The organism is Saccharomonospora halophila 8, assembly GCF_000383775.1.
Taxonomy (GTDB): domain Bacteria; phylum Actinomycetota; class Actinomycetes; order Mycobacteriales; family Pseudonocardiaceae; genus Saccharomonospora; species Saccharomonospora halophila.
Window position 1 is genome coordinate 74,555 of sequence record NZ_KB912488.1, and the last position, 15,634, is coordinate 90,188.

16 protein-coding genes and 1 pseudogene are annotated in these 15,634 nt (G+C 69.1%); 1 reads left to right on the forward strand and 16 read right to left on the reverse strand.

Going from position 1 to position 15,634, the window contains the following annotated elements:
- The 12 genes and pseudogenes from SACHA_RS25935 to rplJ form a co-directional block, all read right to left on the reverse strand.
- A pseudogene (locus tag SACHA_RS25935) lies at positions 1-267 on the reverse strand (hypothetical protein); the annotation flags it as partial.
- A 49-nt stretch (positions 268-316) separates the two neighbouring features.
- Positions 317-1,576 carry an MCE family protein gene (locus SACHA_RS0103050; RefSeq protein ID WP_019807110.1) on the reverse strand — a complete coding sequence of 420 codons (1,260 nt, stop codon included), beginning with the start codon at positions 1,574-1,576 and terminating at the stop codon, positions 317-319.
- Complete coding sequence (locus tag SACHA_RS0103055) at positions 1,576-2,748, reverse strand: MCE family protein (protein ID WP_019807112.1); 1,173 nt, start codon at positions 2,746-2,748, stop codon at positions 1,576-1,578. The genes SACHA_RS0103050 and SACHA_RS0103055 overlap by 1 nt, the downstream gene beginning before the upstream one ends.
- On the reverse strand, positions 2,745-3,929 hold the full coding sequence (locus SACHA_RS0103060) for an MCE family protein (RefSeq protein WP_019807114.1): 1,185 nt from the start codon (positions 3,927-3,929) through the stop codon (positions 2,745-2,747). The genes SACHA_RS0103055 and SACHA_RS0103060 overlap by 4 nt, the downstream gene beginning before the upstream one ends.
- Positions 3,926-4,912 (reverse strand): MCE family protein, encoded by a 987-nt coding sequence (locus SACHA_RS0103065; RefSeq protein ID WP_019807115.1) that lies wholly within the window; start codon positions 4,910-4,912, stop codon positions 3,926-3,928. The genes SACHA_RS0103060 and SACHA_RS0103065 overlap by 4 nt, the downstream gene beginning before the upstream one ends.
- On the reverse strand, positions 4,909-5,940 hold the full coding sequence (locus SACHA_RS0103070) for an MCE family protein (protein WP_019807117.1): 1,032 nt from the start codon (positions 5,938-5,940) through the stop codon (positions 4,909-4,911). The genes SACHA_RS0103065 and SACHA_RS0103070 overlap by 4 nt, the downstream gene beginning before the upstream one ends.
- An 88-nt stretch (positions 5,941-6,028) precedes the next feature.
- Positions 6,029-7,366, reverse strand: a complete 1,338-nt coding sequence (locus SACHA_RS0103075; protein ID WP_019807119.1) for an MCE family protein — start codon at positions 7,364-7,366, stop codon at positions 6,029-6,031.
- Positions 7,363-8,202, reverse strand: a complete 840-nt coding sequence (locus SACHA_RS0103080; RefSeq protein ID WP_028662841.1) for an MlaE family ABC transporter permease — start codon at positions 8,200-8,202, stop codon at positions 7,363-7,365. The genes SACHA_RS0103075 and SACHA_RS0103080 overlap by 4 nt, the downstream gene beginning before the upstream one ends.
- A gap of 4 nt (positions 8,203-8,206) precedes the next feature.
- Entirely contained in the window at positions 8,207-9,001 is a 795-nt protein-coding gene (locus SACHA_RS0103085) for an MlaE family ABC transporter permease (RefSeq protein ID WP_019807123.1), read from the reverse strand.
- The gene (locus SACHA_RS0103090) at positions 8,998-10,149 is read right to left on the reverse strand and encodes an ABC transporter ATP-binding protein (RefSeq protein ID WP_019807125.1); all 1,152 of its coding nucleotides are present in this window, start codon (positions 10,147-10,149) and stop codon (positions 8,998-9,000) included. The genes SACHA_RS0103085 and SACHA_RS0103090 overlap by 4 nt, the downstream gene beginning before the upstream one ends.
- Before the next feature lie 200 nt (positions 10,150-10,349).
- Positions 10,350-10,742, reverse strand: coding sequence for a 50S ribosomal protein L7/L12 (gene rplL, locus SACHA_RS0103095; RefSeq protein ID WP_019807127.1), 393 nt, complete (start codon positions 10,740-10,742; stop codon positions 10,350-10,352).
- A gap of 69 nt (positions 10,743-10,811) precedes the next feature.
- Positions 10,812-11,366 carry a 50S ribosomal protein L10 gene (gene rplJ, locus SACHA_RS0103100; protein WP_019807129.1) on the reverse strand — a complete coding sequence of 185 codons (555 nt, stop codon included), beginning with the start codon at positions 11,364-11,366 and terminating at the stop codon, positions 10,812-10,814.
- Positions 11,367-11,698: 332 nt separating this feature from the next.
- Here rplJ and SACHA_RS0103105 point away from each other — a divergent pair, with 332 nt between their 5' ends.
- Positions 11,699-12,799 carry a hypothetical protein gene (locus SACHA_RS0103105; protein WP_028662842.1) on the forward strand — a complete coding sequence of 367 codons (1,101 nt, stop codon included), beginning with the start codon at positions 11,699-11,701 and terminating at the stop codon, positions 12,797-12,799.
- Positions 12,800-12,965: 166 nt separating this feature from the next.
- Here the strand turns inward: SACHA_RS0103105 and rplA are convergent, their stop codons facing one another.
- The 4 genes from rplA to secE all read right to left on the reverse strand — a co-directional run.
- The gene (gene rplA, locus SACHA_RS0103110; RefSeq protein WP_019807133.1) at positions 12,966-13,685 is read right to left on the reverse strand and encodes a 50S ribosomal protein L1; all 720 of its coding nucleotides are present in this window, start codon (positions 13,683-13,685) and stop codon (positions 12,966-12,968) included.
- A 99-nt stretch (positions 13,686-13,784) separates the two neighbouring features.
- Entirely contained in the window at positions 13,785-14,216 is a 432-nt protein-coding gene (rplK, locus tag SACHA_RS0103115; protein ID WP_007024035.1) for a 50S ribosomal protein L11, read from the reverse strand.
- Between the two features lie 79 nt (positions 14,217-14,295).
- Positions 14,296-15,177: a transcription termination/antitermination protein NusG gene (gene nusG, locus SACHA_RS0103120; protein ID WP_019807135.1), complete on the reverse strand. Its 882-nt coding sequence runs from the start codon at positions 15,175-15,177 to the stop codon at positions 14,296-14,298.
- 82 nt (positions 15,178-15,259) lie between these two features.
- The coding region (gene secE / locus SACHA_RS0103125) for a preprotein translocase subunit SecE (RefSeq protein WP_019807137.1) at positions 15,260-15,634 on the reverse strand (375 nt) is incomplete at its 5' end.

Consider the following 15,634-nt stretch of genomic DNA (forward strand, 5'->3'; position numbering starts at 1 on the left):
GGTCAGCGCGGCACCCGCGGGCACGAGCCAACGGGGCGGGCCACCGCGGGAGGATCCGTCCGGAACCGGGTCGACGGCCGCGGCGGCGGCCTCCGCACCCTGGGAGCCCTCCGCACCCTCAGCACCCTCAGCACCCTCGGGCGACTCCACACCTTCAGGAGACCCGGCGCTGCGCCCGACGGCGTCGTCCCGGGCCGGCACCGGACTTCCGTCCTCCACCTCCCCCGGGTGGTCCGCGGAGGAGCCGTGCTGCTCGTCCGAACTCATAGCGCTCCAGACTAGGTCGAAGGTGTGATGTCGCTGTCAACCGGCCGATTCACCCGTCCAGTCCCAGCAGCCGGCGCATGCTGGTGATGTCCATCCCGGGGCTGCCCGCGATCCCCGGCGCGCCCCGCATCATCGCCAACTGTTCGCTGTCCCGGTCGCTGTTCGACTCGACCTGCCGGTCGGACGGGATCTGCGGGACCCCGTTGTACGGCGCGTTCTGCGCCCCGCGGACCGAGATCGGGCTGCCCGGGGGCTCGGCGCAGTAGGCGTCGTTCTTCGGCGGCCGGTCGCTGGTGTCGTTGCCCGCGCGGTACTCCTCCGGGGAACGGTAGCCCTTGGTGCACGACGGCGGGTCGAACATGTTCAGCACCATGCCCAGGTGTGCGAAGCCGTCCCCCGGGGTGACGCTGTACGCGCCGGCCGCCACCACCGGGTAGGTGATGAACGCCTGCTCGATTCCGTCCAGCCGGGTGGACGTGACGTTGGCCGTGGTGAGCAGGTTGGCGACCAACGAGCTCAGCCCGGGTCCGGTCTCGGCCAGCACCTGGCTGATCTGGGTCGCCGACCGCGGGGCGGTGTCGATGAGTTCCCGGATGTCGCCGTCCGAGTTCTTCAGCGTCGTGGACAGTGCCTCCAGGTCCCGGCTGAACGACCGCAGCGACCCGCTGAGGTCGTTCTGGGTGGCGAGCACCGTGCTGCCCTTGTCGAGCAGCTCCACCGTCTGCGGGAGGTGCTCGCGCGCCACGCGGGTGAACTCGCTCGTGGTGTCCATCAGCGCCTGCAGGTCGTCGCCGGTGCCCTGGAACGCCTCGTAGGACTCGTCCACCACCGTGCGCAGGGACTCGGTCGGCACGGACTCGGTGAAGTCGTACAGGTCCGAGATCAGCTCTTCCGTGCGCACCGGGGTGCTCACCCGGGAGGCGTCGATAACCGAGCCGTCCTCCAGGTAGGGGGCGCCGGAGGACGTCGGGCGGAGGTCGACGTACTGCTCACCGACCGCGGAGCGGTTCGCGACCGCCGCGTCGAGTGTTCTCGGGATCGGCGGCGCGTCGGCCGCGATGTCGAGTTCGGCGGTCAGCCCGCTGTCGGTGAGGCGCAGTTGTCCGACCTCGCCGACGTTGTGACCGCGGTAGGTCACCTCGCCGCCGCTGAAGATTCCTCCGGACTCGGTGAGCTGGAGCTGGACGGTGTATCCGCCGGAACCGAAGGCCTTCTCGACGTCGCTGAAGCGCACGAGCGCGTACGCGACGGCGAGCACCGAGATGACCACGAAGGCCACCAGCTGGATTCTGGTCTTGCGCACGAGCATCAGCGCGCACCTCCGGTGAGGGAGTCGAGGACTCCGCCGACGCCCGATTCGGTCCCGGAGCCGCCCTCGGTGTCGGTCTCCCCGGGTAGTGGCAGCGGCGGGGCGTCGCCGCCCTCTTCGCCGTCGGCCGAGCCGGGATCGGGAAGCGGGCTCTGCCTGCTGCGACCCAGGTTCGCCAGGATCTCCTCCAGGTTCAGGTCGAGCGAGACGTAGAGGTTCATGTAGTCGCCCTTCACGGCTTCGGCCGCCGCGTCCGTGAAGGGGTAGGTCAGCATCAACTCGAGTGCCTTCGGCAGGTCCGCGCCGGCCTCGGCGAGCTTGCGCAACGTCGGCAGCATCGCCTCCAGGTTGGCGACCAGATCCTCGTGGCTCGCGTTGACCGTATGCACGGCCACGTCCGACAACTTCTCGAAGGCGGTGAGCATGTCCACCAGCCGGCCGCGCTGGTCCTCGAGGACCCTGAGTCCGGGGCCGAGGTTCTCGACGGCGTTCGCGATCTCGTCCTTCTGCCCCGCCAGGGTCGCCGACAGCCGGTCGAGCGCGTCGAGAGCGCGGGTGATGTCGGACGACTGTTCGTCGAGGGTGGTCACGAGCTGCTCGGTGTTGTTCAGCATGGCCTTGACGTCCTGTTCGTTGCCCTCCAGCGCCGCGTTGAGCTCCCGCGTAATGGTGTTGAGCTGCTCGACGCCGCCACCGTTGAGCAACATCGACAGGGCGCCGAGGATCTCCTCGACCTCGACGGAGCGGTCGGTGCGCTCCACCGGGATCAGGTCGCCGTCGGCGAGTTCCGCCTCGGCGGGTCGCTGGGCGGGTGGGGCGAGTTCGACGTACTTCTCCCCGAGCAGGCTGGACTGGCGCACGTTCGCCACGGCGTTGGCGGGCAGGTCCACGTCCCCGCTGACCGAGACGGTGACCTCGGCGGTCCACCCGTCGTCGGCGACGTCGATCGCCTTCACCTCGCCGACGGGGACCTGGTCCACGCGCACGCCCGCCCTCGGCACCAGGTCGAGGACGTCGCGGAAGTGGATACGCACGTCGTACGGGTCCTCACCGAGGTCGGCCCCACCGGGCAGCGGGAGGTCGTAGACGCCGCCGAACTGGACGCCGCAGCCGCTGACCAGCAGCAGGACCGCGGCCGAGGCGGACGCGACGAGGGTGCGGGCGCGTTTCACCGGTCACCTCCCGATTCGGAGATCTGCCCGAGGACGGGCAGCGGCAGTTCCGGCAGTTCGCCCTCGTTGAGCGCGTGCGCCGCCTGGGCCAGCGACGGGAGCGGCACGGTCCCGTCCACCACCGGAGCCATGTCCGCGCAGAGGTCACCCACCGTGTCCAGCGCCTCCGGGGTCTGCTGGAGGAAACCGCACACCATCGCGGCGGGCGGCTGGGTCAGCTCGTTGAGGTTGGGCCGCGCGTCCAGCGTCCCGGAGGCGGCGTTGTAAGTGTTGGCGAGGTTACCCAGGGCCAACGGCGCGACGTCGAGCGTCTCCGCGAGCGCTCCGCGCTGCTCGACGAGAACCCGGGTGACGCTGGCGAGTTTGTCCACGTTGGATTTGACGCGGTCCCGGTTGTTCTCGACGAACGTGTGCACCGACTGCAGCGTGCTGCCCAGGTGGTCGACGGTGGCGGCCAGGTTCTGCCGCTCCGCCGCCATAAAGGAGCTGACGTCGGCGAGCTGGTTCTCGAAGCGGCGCACCTGGTCGTCGCTCTCGGCCAGCGTGCCGGACAGTTTCGCCAGATTCTCCACGGTGGCGAACAAGTCGCCGGAGTTGCCGGACAGGGTGCCCGCGGCCCGACCGAGTTTCGTGATCGTCTTGTTCATCTCGGCGCCGTTGCCGTCGAGGTTCTCGGCGAGGGTGTCGAGCACGTCGTTGAGCGAGCCCTCGGAGTTGGCGCCGTTCGGTCCGAGTGCCTCGGACACCTCGCTGACGCTCTCGCTCAGTTCGTCGATCTCCATCGGCACCGCGGTGCGGTCGCGGGTGAGGACCGCACCGTCCGCCAGTCGAGGCCCGCCGGTGTGCGCGGGGGTGAACTGGACGTACCGGTCGGACACCAGGGACGGCGCCACGATCGCGGCTTTCGCGTCCGCGGGGACGGCCACGTCGGAGTCGTAGGCCAACCCGACGCGGACCCGCTCCCCCTCGGGGGCGACCTCGGTGATCTCGCCGATGCGCACGCCGAGCACGCGCACGTCGTTGCCCTCGTAGAGGCCGATGGCTTCCGGGAAGTACGCCGTGGCGTGTCTGCGGCCGGAGTCGGCGAGGGCCCACCACAGGCCGCTCGCGACGACCAGGCCGAGGACGCAGGCGAGCACGACGCCGCGGGTGAGCCGGGTGCCGAAGCGGGTGCTGGTCATTGTGCGTGACACCCCTCTTCGTTGAGCGGACCGATCGAGGGCAGGAGTAAGCCGCAGATGTAGTTGTCGAACCACCGGCCGTTGCCGATGGTGTTGGTGAACACCCGCACGAACGGCGCGAACTGCTTGATGCCCTCGGAAAGCGATTCCTGGTTGCGGTGCAGCATGTTGGTCAGCTGGTCGAGGTCGGCGAGCACCGGCGCCAACTGTTCGTTGTTGTCGTCGACGAGCCCCTGCAGTTCGGTGGCGAGCTGTCTGCTGCCGTCGAGCATCGTCTTGATCGCCTGCTCCCGGTTGCGCAGCTCCTCGAGCAGTTTGTTCCCGTCCTCCATGAGCTTGGCGAGTTCGGCGTCCCGGTCGGCCAGGGTCCGACTGACCTGGCGGGTGTTGCCGAGGAGTTCGGACAGCTGCTGGTCCCGGAAGGCGATGGTGTCGGACAGCCGGGACAGACCGCGCAGGGCACCGCGCACGTCCTCCGGGGTGTCGGCGAACGTCTCGGACAGCGTGTCGAAGCTGCGTGCCAGCTGGTCGGTGTCGATCTCGTCGATCGTGCCGGACAACCCGCGGAAGGCCTCCATGATGTCGTAGGGCGCCGCGGTGCGCTCGATCGGGATGGTCTCGCGCGGGTCGAGCGCACGCTCGCCGACCGGATCGAGCGCCAGGTACTTCTGCCCGAGCATGGTCTTGATCTGGATCGAGGCACTGGTGTCGGCGCCGAGCCAGGTGTCGGAGACCGTGAACGACACGAGCACCCGGTCCCCGTCGAGTTCGATGTCGGCCACCTCGCCCACCCGGACACCGGCCACGCGGACCTCGCTGTCGGCCGTCAGCCCGGCGACCTCGCTGAACTCGGCGCGGTAGGTGGTACCACCACCGATGATCGGCAGGTCCTCGGCGTTGAGCGCCGCGAGCGTGCTGAGCACGAGCACGACGATGCCGACGAGCGCGATCGGGACGGGGTTGCGCTTCTGAAAACTCTTCATGACTGGCACCGCCCCTGGGTGACCGGCATCATCGGCAGGTCCACCTGCTTCTCTCCCGAGCCTGGGATCCGCACGCTGCCATGGGCCTCACACAGGTAGAAGTTGAGCCAGGATCCGTAACTGGCCGTGTTGCTGAGCGTGTTGACCTTCTCGGGCAGGTAGCGGATGAACTGCTCGACCGTCGCCTCGTGGTCGTTGAGGTTGCTCGCGAGGTCGCCGAGCGCGTCGATGTCCTGGCGCAGCGGTTCGCGGGCGTCGCCGAGCAGGCCGGCGGTGGTCTCGGTGAGATCGCCCAGGGACCGGATGGCCCGGCCGATCGGGTCCCGGTCGGCCGCGAGGCCGGAGACGAATCGCTGCAACCTGCTGATCAGGTCGGACAGTTGCGGGCTGCGTTCGTTCAGCGTCGCCAGGACCGTGTTCAGGTTCTCGATCACGCTGCCGATGACCTGGTCCTTCTCGGCCAGGGTGGTCGTCAGCGACGCGGTGTGCGACAGCAGGTTCTGCACGGTGCCCGCCTCACCCTGCAGCACCTGCACGATCTCGTAGGAGAGCTTGTTCACCTGCTCGGGTTCGAGGGCGCGGAACAACGGCTGGAACCCGTTGAACAGTTCGGTGAGGTTCACCGCGGGCCGGGTGCGCTCGACCGGGATCGTCCCGCCCGGTTCGAGGGAGCCCCGCGCCTGCCCCTCGCCGCGCTCGAGGGCGAGGTAACGCTGCCCGACGAGGTTGCGGAACTGGAGTGCGGCCGTGACGTTGCTCGGCAGCTCGCGCCCCTGCTCGACCTCGAAGTCGACCTCCGCCCGGCGACGGTCCACGAGCCGGACCTCGGTGACCTCCCCGACGCGCACACCGGCGATGCGGACGTCGTCTCCCGGGTTGACCATCGTGACGTCGCTGAACCGGGCGCTGTAGGTCCGGCTGTCGGACAGACTCAGATTGGCGATGCTGATCCCCAGCAGGCCGGTGCAGACCACGGTCACCAGCACGAAGGCGATCAGCTTGGTCAGTGGTGCGGCCAGTCCCCTCACGTGCTCACCTCCCTGGTCGACGGCGTGCGGTCGGATGTCTTCCGGCCCCGTGCGGGCCGCGGTCGCGGGGTTTTGGTCGCGGGTGTCGTCACTCGACCGTCACCTCCGTCCCCCGGTAGAGCGGTGCCACCAGCAGGCTGGCCCACCCGGGTATCTCGGACGGTTCGAGTCCGGTCGTTCCGGCGGAGAGCCGGGCCACCAGCGCCCGCTCACCGGACGTGCCGGCGGGATTCCCGATCAGCGGTGCCGCGCCGCCCATCCCGGTGGCGCCGCCCGCCCGGTTCAGTCCCTCCGTCGAGGTCCGAGCCGGTGGCGGCGACTCGCTGCCGTCCTTGAGCGGTCCGTCCGGGGGGTGTTGCGGGAACGGGTCCGGGTACTCGTCCATCGCGTAGCACCGCGGGCCACGCTCGTCGTTGTACTCCGGCTCGTCCCGGCCGGGCTCGTAGGGCCCGCGGTCCACGGTGATCTCCATCTTCGCGCGCAGGCCGGGCTTGTCCGTCCCCTTACCGAACGTCTCATCGATCCGGGGGACGAGTTCGGCCATCTGCCCGAGGAAGCACGGGTAGGACGGCGAGTACTCCGCGAGCAGCTCGGCCGTCGGTCGCGCCGTCTCCCCGAGGTTGATCAAGTTGTCCGCGTTGGCCTTGAGGAACGACCGCAGGTCCGTGGAGGCGGTGCTCACGGTGCGGTACAGCGTCGCCAGGTTCTCCCGCTTGTCCACGAGGGTGCGGCTGGTCGTGGTGAGGTTGTCCAGCGTGCGCACCAGTTGCGGAGCCACCTCGTCGAGGTTGTCGGAGTAGTCGGCGAGCTCGCGCAGGTTCGTCCGCAGGTCCGGCAAGTGCGGGTTCAGCTCACCGAGGTAGTCGCCGAGGCCGGTCAGTGTCCGGCCGAGCTGCTCCCCCCGTCCCTGCAGCGACGTCGACACGGCGGTGAGGGTGCTCGCCAGTTTCTGCGGCTGCACGGCCCGCAGGACCGGCAGCAGACTGTCCAGCGCCTGTTCGAGCTGCATGGCGCTTTCGGTCCGGTCCTGGGGGATCACGTCCCCGTCGGTGAGCGGCTCGCCTGCCGGCTCGTCGGGCAGCGTCAGCGCGACGTAGCGCTCCCCGAACAGTGTCTTCGGCAGGAACCGTGCCGAGGCGTTGCCCGGGACCAGCTCGGCCTTCGCCGGGTCGAGCTTCAGGGTCAGCTCCGCGCCGTCCCGGCCCTGTTCGACCGCACCGACATGGCCGATGATCAGACCACGCACCTTGACGTCGGAGTTCTCCGACAGCTGGTTGCCGACCGTGTCCGCCTGCAGCCGCACCGTGACGAACTCGGTGAACCGCTTGTTGTAGATGGCCACACTGAGCGCGACACCACCCACCATGACCGCCACCAGCAGCAGGCCGAGCAACCTGCGCCGCAACGTCACCATCGCCGTGCTCACCCCGCGATCCTCACGGTCGTGTCGGTGCCCCAGAGGGCGAAGCCGATGAAGAAGTTCAGTACGGCCGCCGTCACGATGGACAGGCGGACCGCGCGGCCGACCGCGATGCCGACACCGGCGGGGCCCCCGCTCGCCCGGTAGCCGTAGTAGCAGTGCGTCAAGATGATCACCACGCTGAAGATCAGCACCTTGACGAACGAATAGAGGACGTCCTGGGCCGGCAGGAACATGTCGAAGTAGTGGTCATAGGTTCCCGCCGACTGTCCGTAGAGGTACACGACCACCGTGCGGGAGGCCAGGTAGGAACTGAGCAGGCCGACCACGTACAGCGGCATCACCGCGATGAAGCCCGCGAGGATGCGCGTCGTCACCAGGTACGGCAGGCTCGGCACGCCCATCACCTCGAGCGCGTCCACCTCCTCGGAGATCCGCATCGCACCGAGCTGGGCGGTGAACCCGGCGCCGACGGTGGCCGACAGCGCGAGACCCGCGACGAGCGGGGCGATCTCCCGGGTGTTGAAGAACGACGTGAGGAAGCCGGTGAACGCCGAGGTGCCGATCGAGTTCAGCGCCGAATAGCCCTGCAGGCCGACCAGCACGCCGACGAACAGCGTCAGCCCGACCATCACACCGACGGTGCCGCCGATCATCGCCAGCGACCCGGAGCCGAAGCTCACCTCGGCGAGCAGCCGCATGACTTCCTTGGAGTAGCGGCGGATCGTCCTCGGTGCCCACGCGAGCGCGCGCAGGTAGAACGACATCTGGTCGCCGAGGTCGTCGAGCGTCTCCAGTGGACGGTTCGCGAGCCTCTTCGCGGTCTGGGTCACACGGGGCATCGGTTCAGTCCAGCTTCGAGGGAACGAGCTGCAGGTAGAGCAACGTCAGCACGACGTTGACCACGAACAGCAGCAGGAAGGTGATGACGACGGACTGGTTGACCGCGTCCCCGACGCCCTTCGGCCCCGGCGGGGGGTTCAGCCCCCGGTACGCGGCCACCACCGCGGCGATGAAACCGAAGATGAGCGCCTTGAGCTCGCCGACCCACAGGTCCGACAGCTGTGCCAGCGCGGAGAAGCTGGCGAGATAGGCGCCCGGCGTCCCGCCCTGCAGCACCACGTTGAAGAAGTAGCCGCCGAGCACGCCGATGACACTGACCATGCCGTTGAGCAGCAGGGCCACGAACATGCAGGCGAGCACCCTGGGCACCACGAGCCGCTGCACCGCGGAGACCCCGAGAACCTCCATGGCGTCGATCTCCTCGCGGATGGTGCGCGCACCGATGTCGGCGCAGACGGCGGAACCGCCCGCACCGGCCACCAGCAGCGCGGTCACCAGGGGTGCGGCCTGCTGCACCGTGGCCAGCACGCTGCCCGCCCCGGTGTACGACTCCGCGCCGAGTTGGCCCGCGAGCGAGCCGAACTGCAACGAGATGATCGCGCCGAAGGGGATCGCGACCAGCGCGGTCGGCAGGATCGTGACGCTGGCGATGAACCACGCCTGCTGGATGAATTCCCGGAGCTGGAAGGGACGCTGGAAGACACCGCGCGCCACGTCGAGGGCGAGCGCGAACAGTCTGCCGGTCTCACGCAGCATCCCGATCCCGGGAATCCTGGCCGTCGAGGCCGGAGAGCTCATGAGTGTCCTTGTTCGTACGGGGGCATCCGGTGGGTCAGCTCCTCGCCCTGGTCGTGCATTCCCTGGTCGGAACCGGGAACCCGGGCGACGTCGGCGTTCGGGAGGTGTCCTGCCCGGACACCCACGAGGTCCGCGTCGCCCGACCGCGCGACACCGTAGTGGCGCCGCTCCTCGGGGGTCAGCGAGTCGATGATCCCCTCCCGTGCCGCGGGTGGGAGAGTGTGCAGGATCCGCATCACGCGGTCCTTGCGGCGGCGGACACCGGCGCGCTCCGGCAGCCCGGGTGTGGGCTGGAGCTGCGCAACGATGCCGCGCACGTCCTCGGTGGACCCGTCGTGGTGTCCCGCGTCGGCCTGGGCCTGTTCGGCGGCCATCTGCGCGGAGTCCTTCTCCTCGCTCATACCGATCGGGCCCAGCCTGCGGCCGTTGAGGAACTGCTCGACGACGGGTTCTTCGCTGGTGAGCAGCACCTCGCGCGGACCGAACATCACCAGTTCCTTACGGAACAGCATCCCGATGTTGTCGGGCACGGTCCGCGCCACGTTGATGTTGTGGGTGACGATCAGAATCGTCGCGTCGATCTGCGCGTTGAGGTCGATCAACAGCTGCGACAGGTACGCCGTGCGTACCGGGTCCAGACCGGAGTCGGGTTCGTCGCAGAGGATGATCTCCGGATCCAGTACGAGGGCACGCGCCAGCCCGGCACGCTTGCGCATACCACCCGAGATCTCGCCGGGGAGCTTGTCCTCCGACCCGGACAGACCCGTCATTTCGAGCTTCTCGAGAACGATCTTGCGGATCTCGGTCTCGGACTTCTTCGTGTGCTCGCGCAGCGGGAAGGCGACGTTGTCGTAGAGGTTCATCGACCCGAACAACGCGCCGTCCTGGAACAGCACACCGAACAGCTTGCGGGTGTCGTACAGCTTGCGCTCGGAGCACTGCACGATGTCGACACCGTTGATCTCGCATTTGCCGGTGTCCGGCTTCAACAAGCCGATCATGGATTTGAGGAAGACGGATTTGCCCGTACCCGACGGACCGAGCATCACCGACACCTCACCGGGCGGCAGCGTCAGTGAGACATCCCGCCAGATGGCCTGCTTCCCGAAGGACTTGGTCAAACCTTCGATGACCACCTCGGCACCCATCGCACCTCCCGGAGATCGTTCATGGCGCGTCAACTCGGTTCAACGAGCAGAGGGCGCGTAGGTTACTCACCAGTTGGATGTGGGATAGAACTCCCATTGTGTGAATCTCGCCGTGGCACGGTAACCCATCCGGGCGCCGACAAAAAGAGCGGGCCGACCGTTGCGGCAACGGTCGGCCCGCTCAGGAGTGGCGGATCAGATCACTTGACGCTGATCTTCGCGCCGGCCTCCTCCAGCTTCGCCTTGGCGGCGTCGGCGGCCTCCTTGTCGACCTTCTCCAGGAGCGGCTTCGGGACCTCCTCGACCATCTCCTTGGCCTCCTTCAGGCCCAGACCGGAGACGAGCTCGCGGACGACCTTGATGACCTGGATCTTCTTGTCACCCGCGTCGTCGAGCACGACGTCGAACTCGTCCTGCTCCTCTTCCTCCTCGGCCGGGGCCTCGGCGGCACCGCCCGCGGCCACGGCGACCGGGGCCGGCGCGGCGGCGGAGACGTCGAAGGTCTCCTCGAACTGCTTCACGAACTCGGAGAGTTCGAGCAGCGTCATCTCCTTGAAGACGTCGAGCAGTTCGTCCGTGCTCATCTTCGCCATGATGGCGTTCCTTCCTTGTCGTGGACTCGTGGTCCCGGGTTGGTGTGTCGGATCAGCTCTCGGCGGCTGTCAGCTCTCCTCGGTGTCGCCACCGGCGGCGGCGGAACCCTCGGACCCACGCTTGCCCTCCAGTGCGGAGGCCATGCGCGCGACCTGCGACGCCGGGGCCGCGAACAGCGATGCGGCCTCGGAGATCTTGGCCTTCATCGCGCCCGCGGCCTTCGACAGCAGGACCTCGCGGCTCTCCAGGTCGGCGAGCCGGTCGATCTCGGTGACCGACAACGGCTGACCGTCCATGTAGCCGCCCTTGATGACCAGGGCGCTGTGGTCCTTCGCGAAGTTCTTCAGAGTCTTCGCGGCCTCGACCGGCTCGCCCTCCACGAAGGCGATCGCGGTCGGACCGAGAAAGAGCTCGTCCATCCCTTCGACGCCCGCCTCCTCGGCGGCACGCTTGACGAGGGTGTTCTTCGCGACCCGGTACTTGACGGTGTCGCCGAGAGCGCGACGCAGCTCGCTGAGCTGGGACACGGAGAGCCCGGTGTACTGGGTGACGACGGTGGCCGAGCTGTTGCGGAAGCTGTCCGCGATCTCGGCGACGGCCGCCACCTTCTCGGGCTTCGCCATGGTCGCCTCCTCTCTTGGCTGGTGACCACCGGCGGCCCGGCACCCCCACGACGACGAAACGCCCCGGCGCAGCAGGCGCGGGGCGTCGAAAGTGACGATCCACGGACAGGGTCCGGACCGTGTGCGAGCCTCGTTCCTCCTGCGCGGGCCGCCCGCCGTCACGCGGGGCCTTCGTTCCCCCCACCTCGAGCGGGAGGAAGACCGGCGGTCTTCGGTAGAACCGTCCCCAAGCATACGCCCCGCCCGCGCGCCCGGAATCCCCGCCCCCGGTGCGCACGGTCCGCCCGCGAACCGTGGTTCGCTCGGCCACCGGGCGTGGGCGAGCAGGCATCATGGGTCACGTGGTTGAGCGACCTGGTGACGCGCAGTCCGGACAGCCCCGCCCGGAACCGGACGGGGCTCCACCCGACGGGACCCCACCCGACCCACCCGGGGCGGGCACCCCGGGGCAATCGCCCCCGGACAGCGACGCCGACACCCCGGTGTCGGCGGATCCCGACCGGCGGTCCGGCACAGACCCGGCCGCGCTCGTCCCCCGGGAGAATGCCGAGCCGGGCGGTGTCGAGCCGGGCGGTGTCGACGCCGACCGGTCGCGGGAGTTCGAGCAGTTCCGGCGCTTCCAGGAGTTCCAGCGGTTCCAGGAATTCCAACGGGCGACCGAAGCCGGGGATGTCCCGGGAGCCGGCACCCCCGTGCCTGCCGGGACATACCCGAACGGCACGGACCTCTCCCCCGGCGCAACGACGACGGTGGGAACAGCCCCTCCCACGGGGCCGCCGGAGCCGCCCCCGGATTCCGCGCGGGGGCCCCGCCTCCGCGGCGTGCGTGTGCCGGGATGGCTGCGGTGGCTCGGCCGGAAGGTCCTCGCCTGGCTGATCTTCTTCCTGCTGCTCGCCCTCTTCGTCACCTGGCTGCTGAACCAGCTGTTCGGCTCGGACGAGCAGGGCATGTCCACCGAGGAGCTGGCCGGATCCGGCGGCGGCACCTACCGGACCGAGCAACTGCTCGCGACCGAACCGCACGAGGCGGTCCGCAAGGTCTACCACCACATCGCGCAGAACCGGGTCGACTTCGCCTGCGGCTACTTCGACAACGACGCCGGCATCCAGCAGCGGTTCGCGGAGAACCTGGGCCACGCCGACTGCCGGGAGGCCGTCCACGCCCTCCACGGCGAGGTCTCGCACGTCAACGACTACGCCGAGTCGCTGTTTCCCCGGTGGTACGACCCCGAGGCGCACCGTGTGCGCATCGACTCGTGCGAATTCGACGTCACCGGAGGACCGGCGCTGGGTGTGTTCACCGTGACCAGGGTGGAACTGGGCCAGTGGCTGATCACCAACCACCAACCGGGGCCGCGGGCCTGCCCACGGCCGAGCGCACCGTCCGGAACACCCACCGTCGGCACCCCCACCACGGGCAGCGCGGGCAACTGAGTACCGGATCCGCGTTCTCCGCGTGCTCCGTGCCCGGGCCCCGGGGCCGTGGGGGCCTCGGGGCCTCAGGGCCTCAGGGCCTCGGGGGCCGGATACGACAGTGGGGCGGCCATCCGTCCGGATGACCGCCCCACTCGGCGTCCCGTGTGCCCGTGGACCGGGCGGGTCAGCTCGCCGCTTCGTCGACCAGGAGATTGCGGGTGCGGGTCGGGTCGACCTCGATACCCGGGCCCATCGTGGTCGTGAAGGTGACCTTCTTCAGGTAGCGGCCCTTCGACGCCGACGGCTTCGACCGGAGCACCTCGTCCAGCGCGGCGGCGTAGTTCTCGACCAGCTTCTCGGTGTCGAACGAGACCTTCCCGATCGCCAGGTGCAGGTTGGCCTGCTTGTCGACGCGGAAGCTGACCTTGCCGCCCTTGATGTCGGAGACGGCCTTGCCGATCTCCGGGGTGACCGTGCCGGTCTTCGGGTTCGGCATCAGGCCCCGCGGGCCGAGGATGCGGGCCACCCGCCCGACCTTGGCCATCTGGTCCGGAGTCGCGATCGCGGCGTCGAACTCGAGCCAGCCACCCTGGATGCGCTCGAGCAGTTCGTCGGTCCCGGCCGCGTCGGCGCCGGCGGCCTCGGCCTCGGCGGCCTTCTCACCGGTGGCGAACGCGATGACGCGGACGGTCTTACCCGTTCCGTGCGGCAGGTTCACGGTGCCGCGGACCATCTGGTCGGCCTTGCGGGGGTCCACGCCGAGTCGCATGGCGACCTCGACGGTGGCGTCCATCTTCACCTTGGCCGTCTGCTGCGCGAGCTTCGCGGCTTCGAGCGGCGTGTACTGCCGGTCGCGGTCGATCAGCTCGGCGGCCTGACGGTAGGCCTTGCTGCGCTTGGTCATGTCCTGTCCTCGAAAGTCGTGATGCGGATCAGTCGTGGTGCGGGTCAGCGCGTGGCCCTTCCACTCGGCCGTTCCGGGGCGGGACCCGGAGGCGGGAAATCACTCGATCGTGATGCCCATCGACTTGGCGGTCCCGGCGATGATCTTCGTCGCCTGGTCCATGCTCTCCACGTTGAGATCGGTGCGCTTGGTTTCCGCGATCTCGCGGACCTGGTCCCAGCTGACCTTGCCGATCTTCTGCTTGTGCGGCTCGCCGCTGCCCTTGTCCACGCCCGCGGCCTTCATCAGCAGCTTGGCCGCCGGCGGGGTCTTGAGCTTGAAGTCGAACGAGCGGTCCTCGAACACGGAGATCTCGACCGGCACCACGTTGCCGCGCTGCGACTCCGTCGCGGCGTTGTAGGCCTTGCAGAACTCCATGATGTTGACGCCGTGCTGACCCAGCGCGGGCCCGACCGGCGGCGCCGGGTTCGCGGCGCCCGCCTGGATCTGCAGCTTGATGATCGCTGCGAGCTTCTTCTTCTTGGGTGGCATTCTCGTTCCTGTTCGATGTCACTCGTCCCCGCGCACCTGCCGTGGCGCGGAGCCTGCCTGCGGCCGTGGGATTCGACCGTCAGATCTTGGAGACCTGGTTGAACGACAGCTCGACCGGCGTCTCCCGGCCGAAGATCGAGACCAGGACCTTCAGCTTCTGCGCGTCCGCGTTCACCTCGCTGATCGTCGCAGGCAGCGTGGCGAACGGTCCATCCATGACCGTGACCGACTCGCCGACCTCGAACTCGACCTCCACCGCACGGCCCGTGGCGGCGGGGGCCTCCGCGGCGGCGGGCTCGCCCTTGGCGGCCTTCGCCGGTTCGGGCTGCTCGACCTGCGGCGCGAGGAACTTCAGCACCTCGTCCAGGCTCAACGGCGACGGTCGCGACGTCGCGCCCACGAACCCGGTGACACCGGGGGTGTTGCGCACCGCGCCCCAGGACGCGTCGTTGAGCTCCATCCGGACCAGGATGTAACCCGGAAGGACCTTGCGCTGCACGATCTTGCGCTGGCCGTTCTTGATCTCGGTGACCTCCTCGGTGGGCACCTCGATCTGGAAGATGTAGTCCTCGACGTCGAGCGTCTGCCGCCGGGTCTCCAGGTTGTTCTTGACCTTGTTCTCGTACCCGGCGTAGGAGTGCACGACGTACCATTCGCCCGGCTGCGAGCGCAGCTCGGCACGCAGCGCGGCGACGGGGTCCTCGTGCTGCGGCTCCGTGGCCTCCTCCGGCTCCGCAGTCTCCTCCAGCGCGGCGGTCTCCCCCGGCTCCGGGGCCCCGGTCTCGGGCGAGCTTTCCGTCGGCTCGGTGATCCCGGCACCCTCCGCGGACTCGGCGGACCGTTCCGGCGACTCGACGGGGCCGGTGTGGTCCGACTCCGATCCGCCGGTGGCCGCGAGCACCTGCTCGTCGGGGAGGCCGGTCTGATCCTGACCGGCTCCTGAGCCGTTCTCGGAGGTCACTTTCCGTCCTCTCAGTTGATCACGTCTGCTGGTGGCCCGCGCCGCACCGACGCGACCACCCGCGAGGGGTTCTGCGAACCGGTCACTCGCCGAACACGACGTCGACACCCTGGAGGAAGACGTAGTCGAGTCCGGAGACCAACCCCACCATGAAGACCAGGAAGATCAGCACCACGGTGGTGTAGGTGACCATCTGTTTGCGCGTCGGCCAGATGACCTTACGCAGCTCACCCCATACCTCGCGGATGAACCGGACGATCCGGGAGAACAGCGAGTCCTGCCCGGTCTTCCGGCGGTCCCGCTGCTTCGGGGTGGGCCGGTTCTTGCCCTCGGGCTTGGCGGACTCACCCGAGGTCTTCCCCTTCGGGGCGGGACGGTCCGCGGACGGACCGCCCTTGGCCTTGCCCCGCGGGGCGCCGGACCCCGTGCCCTCCCGGCGGGCGGAGGCGCGCCGTGC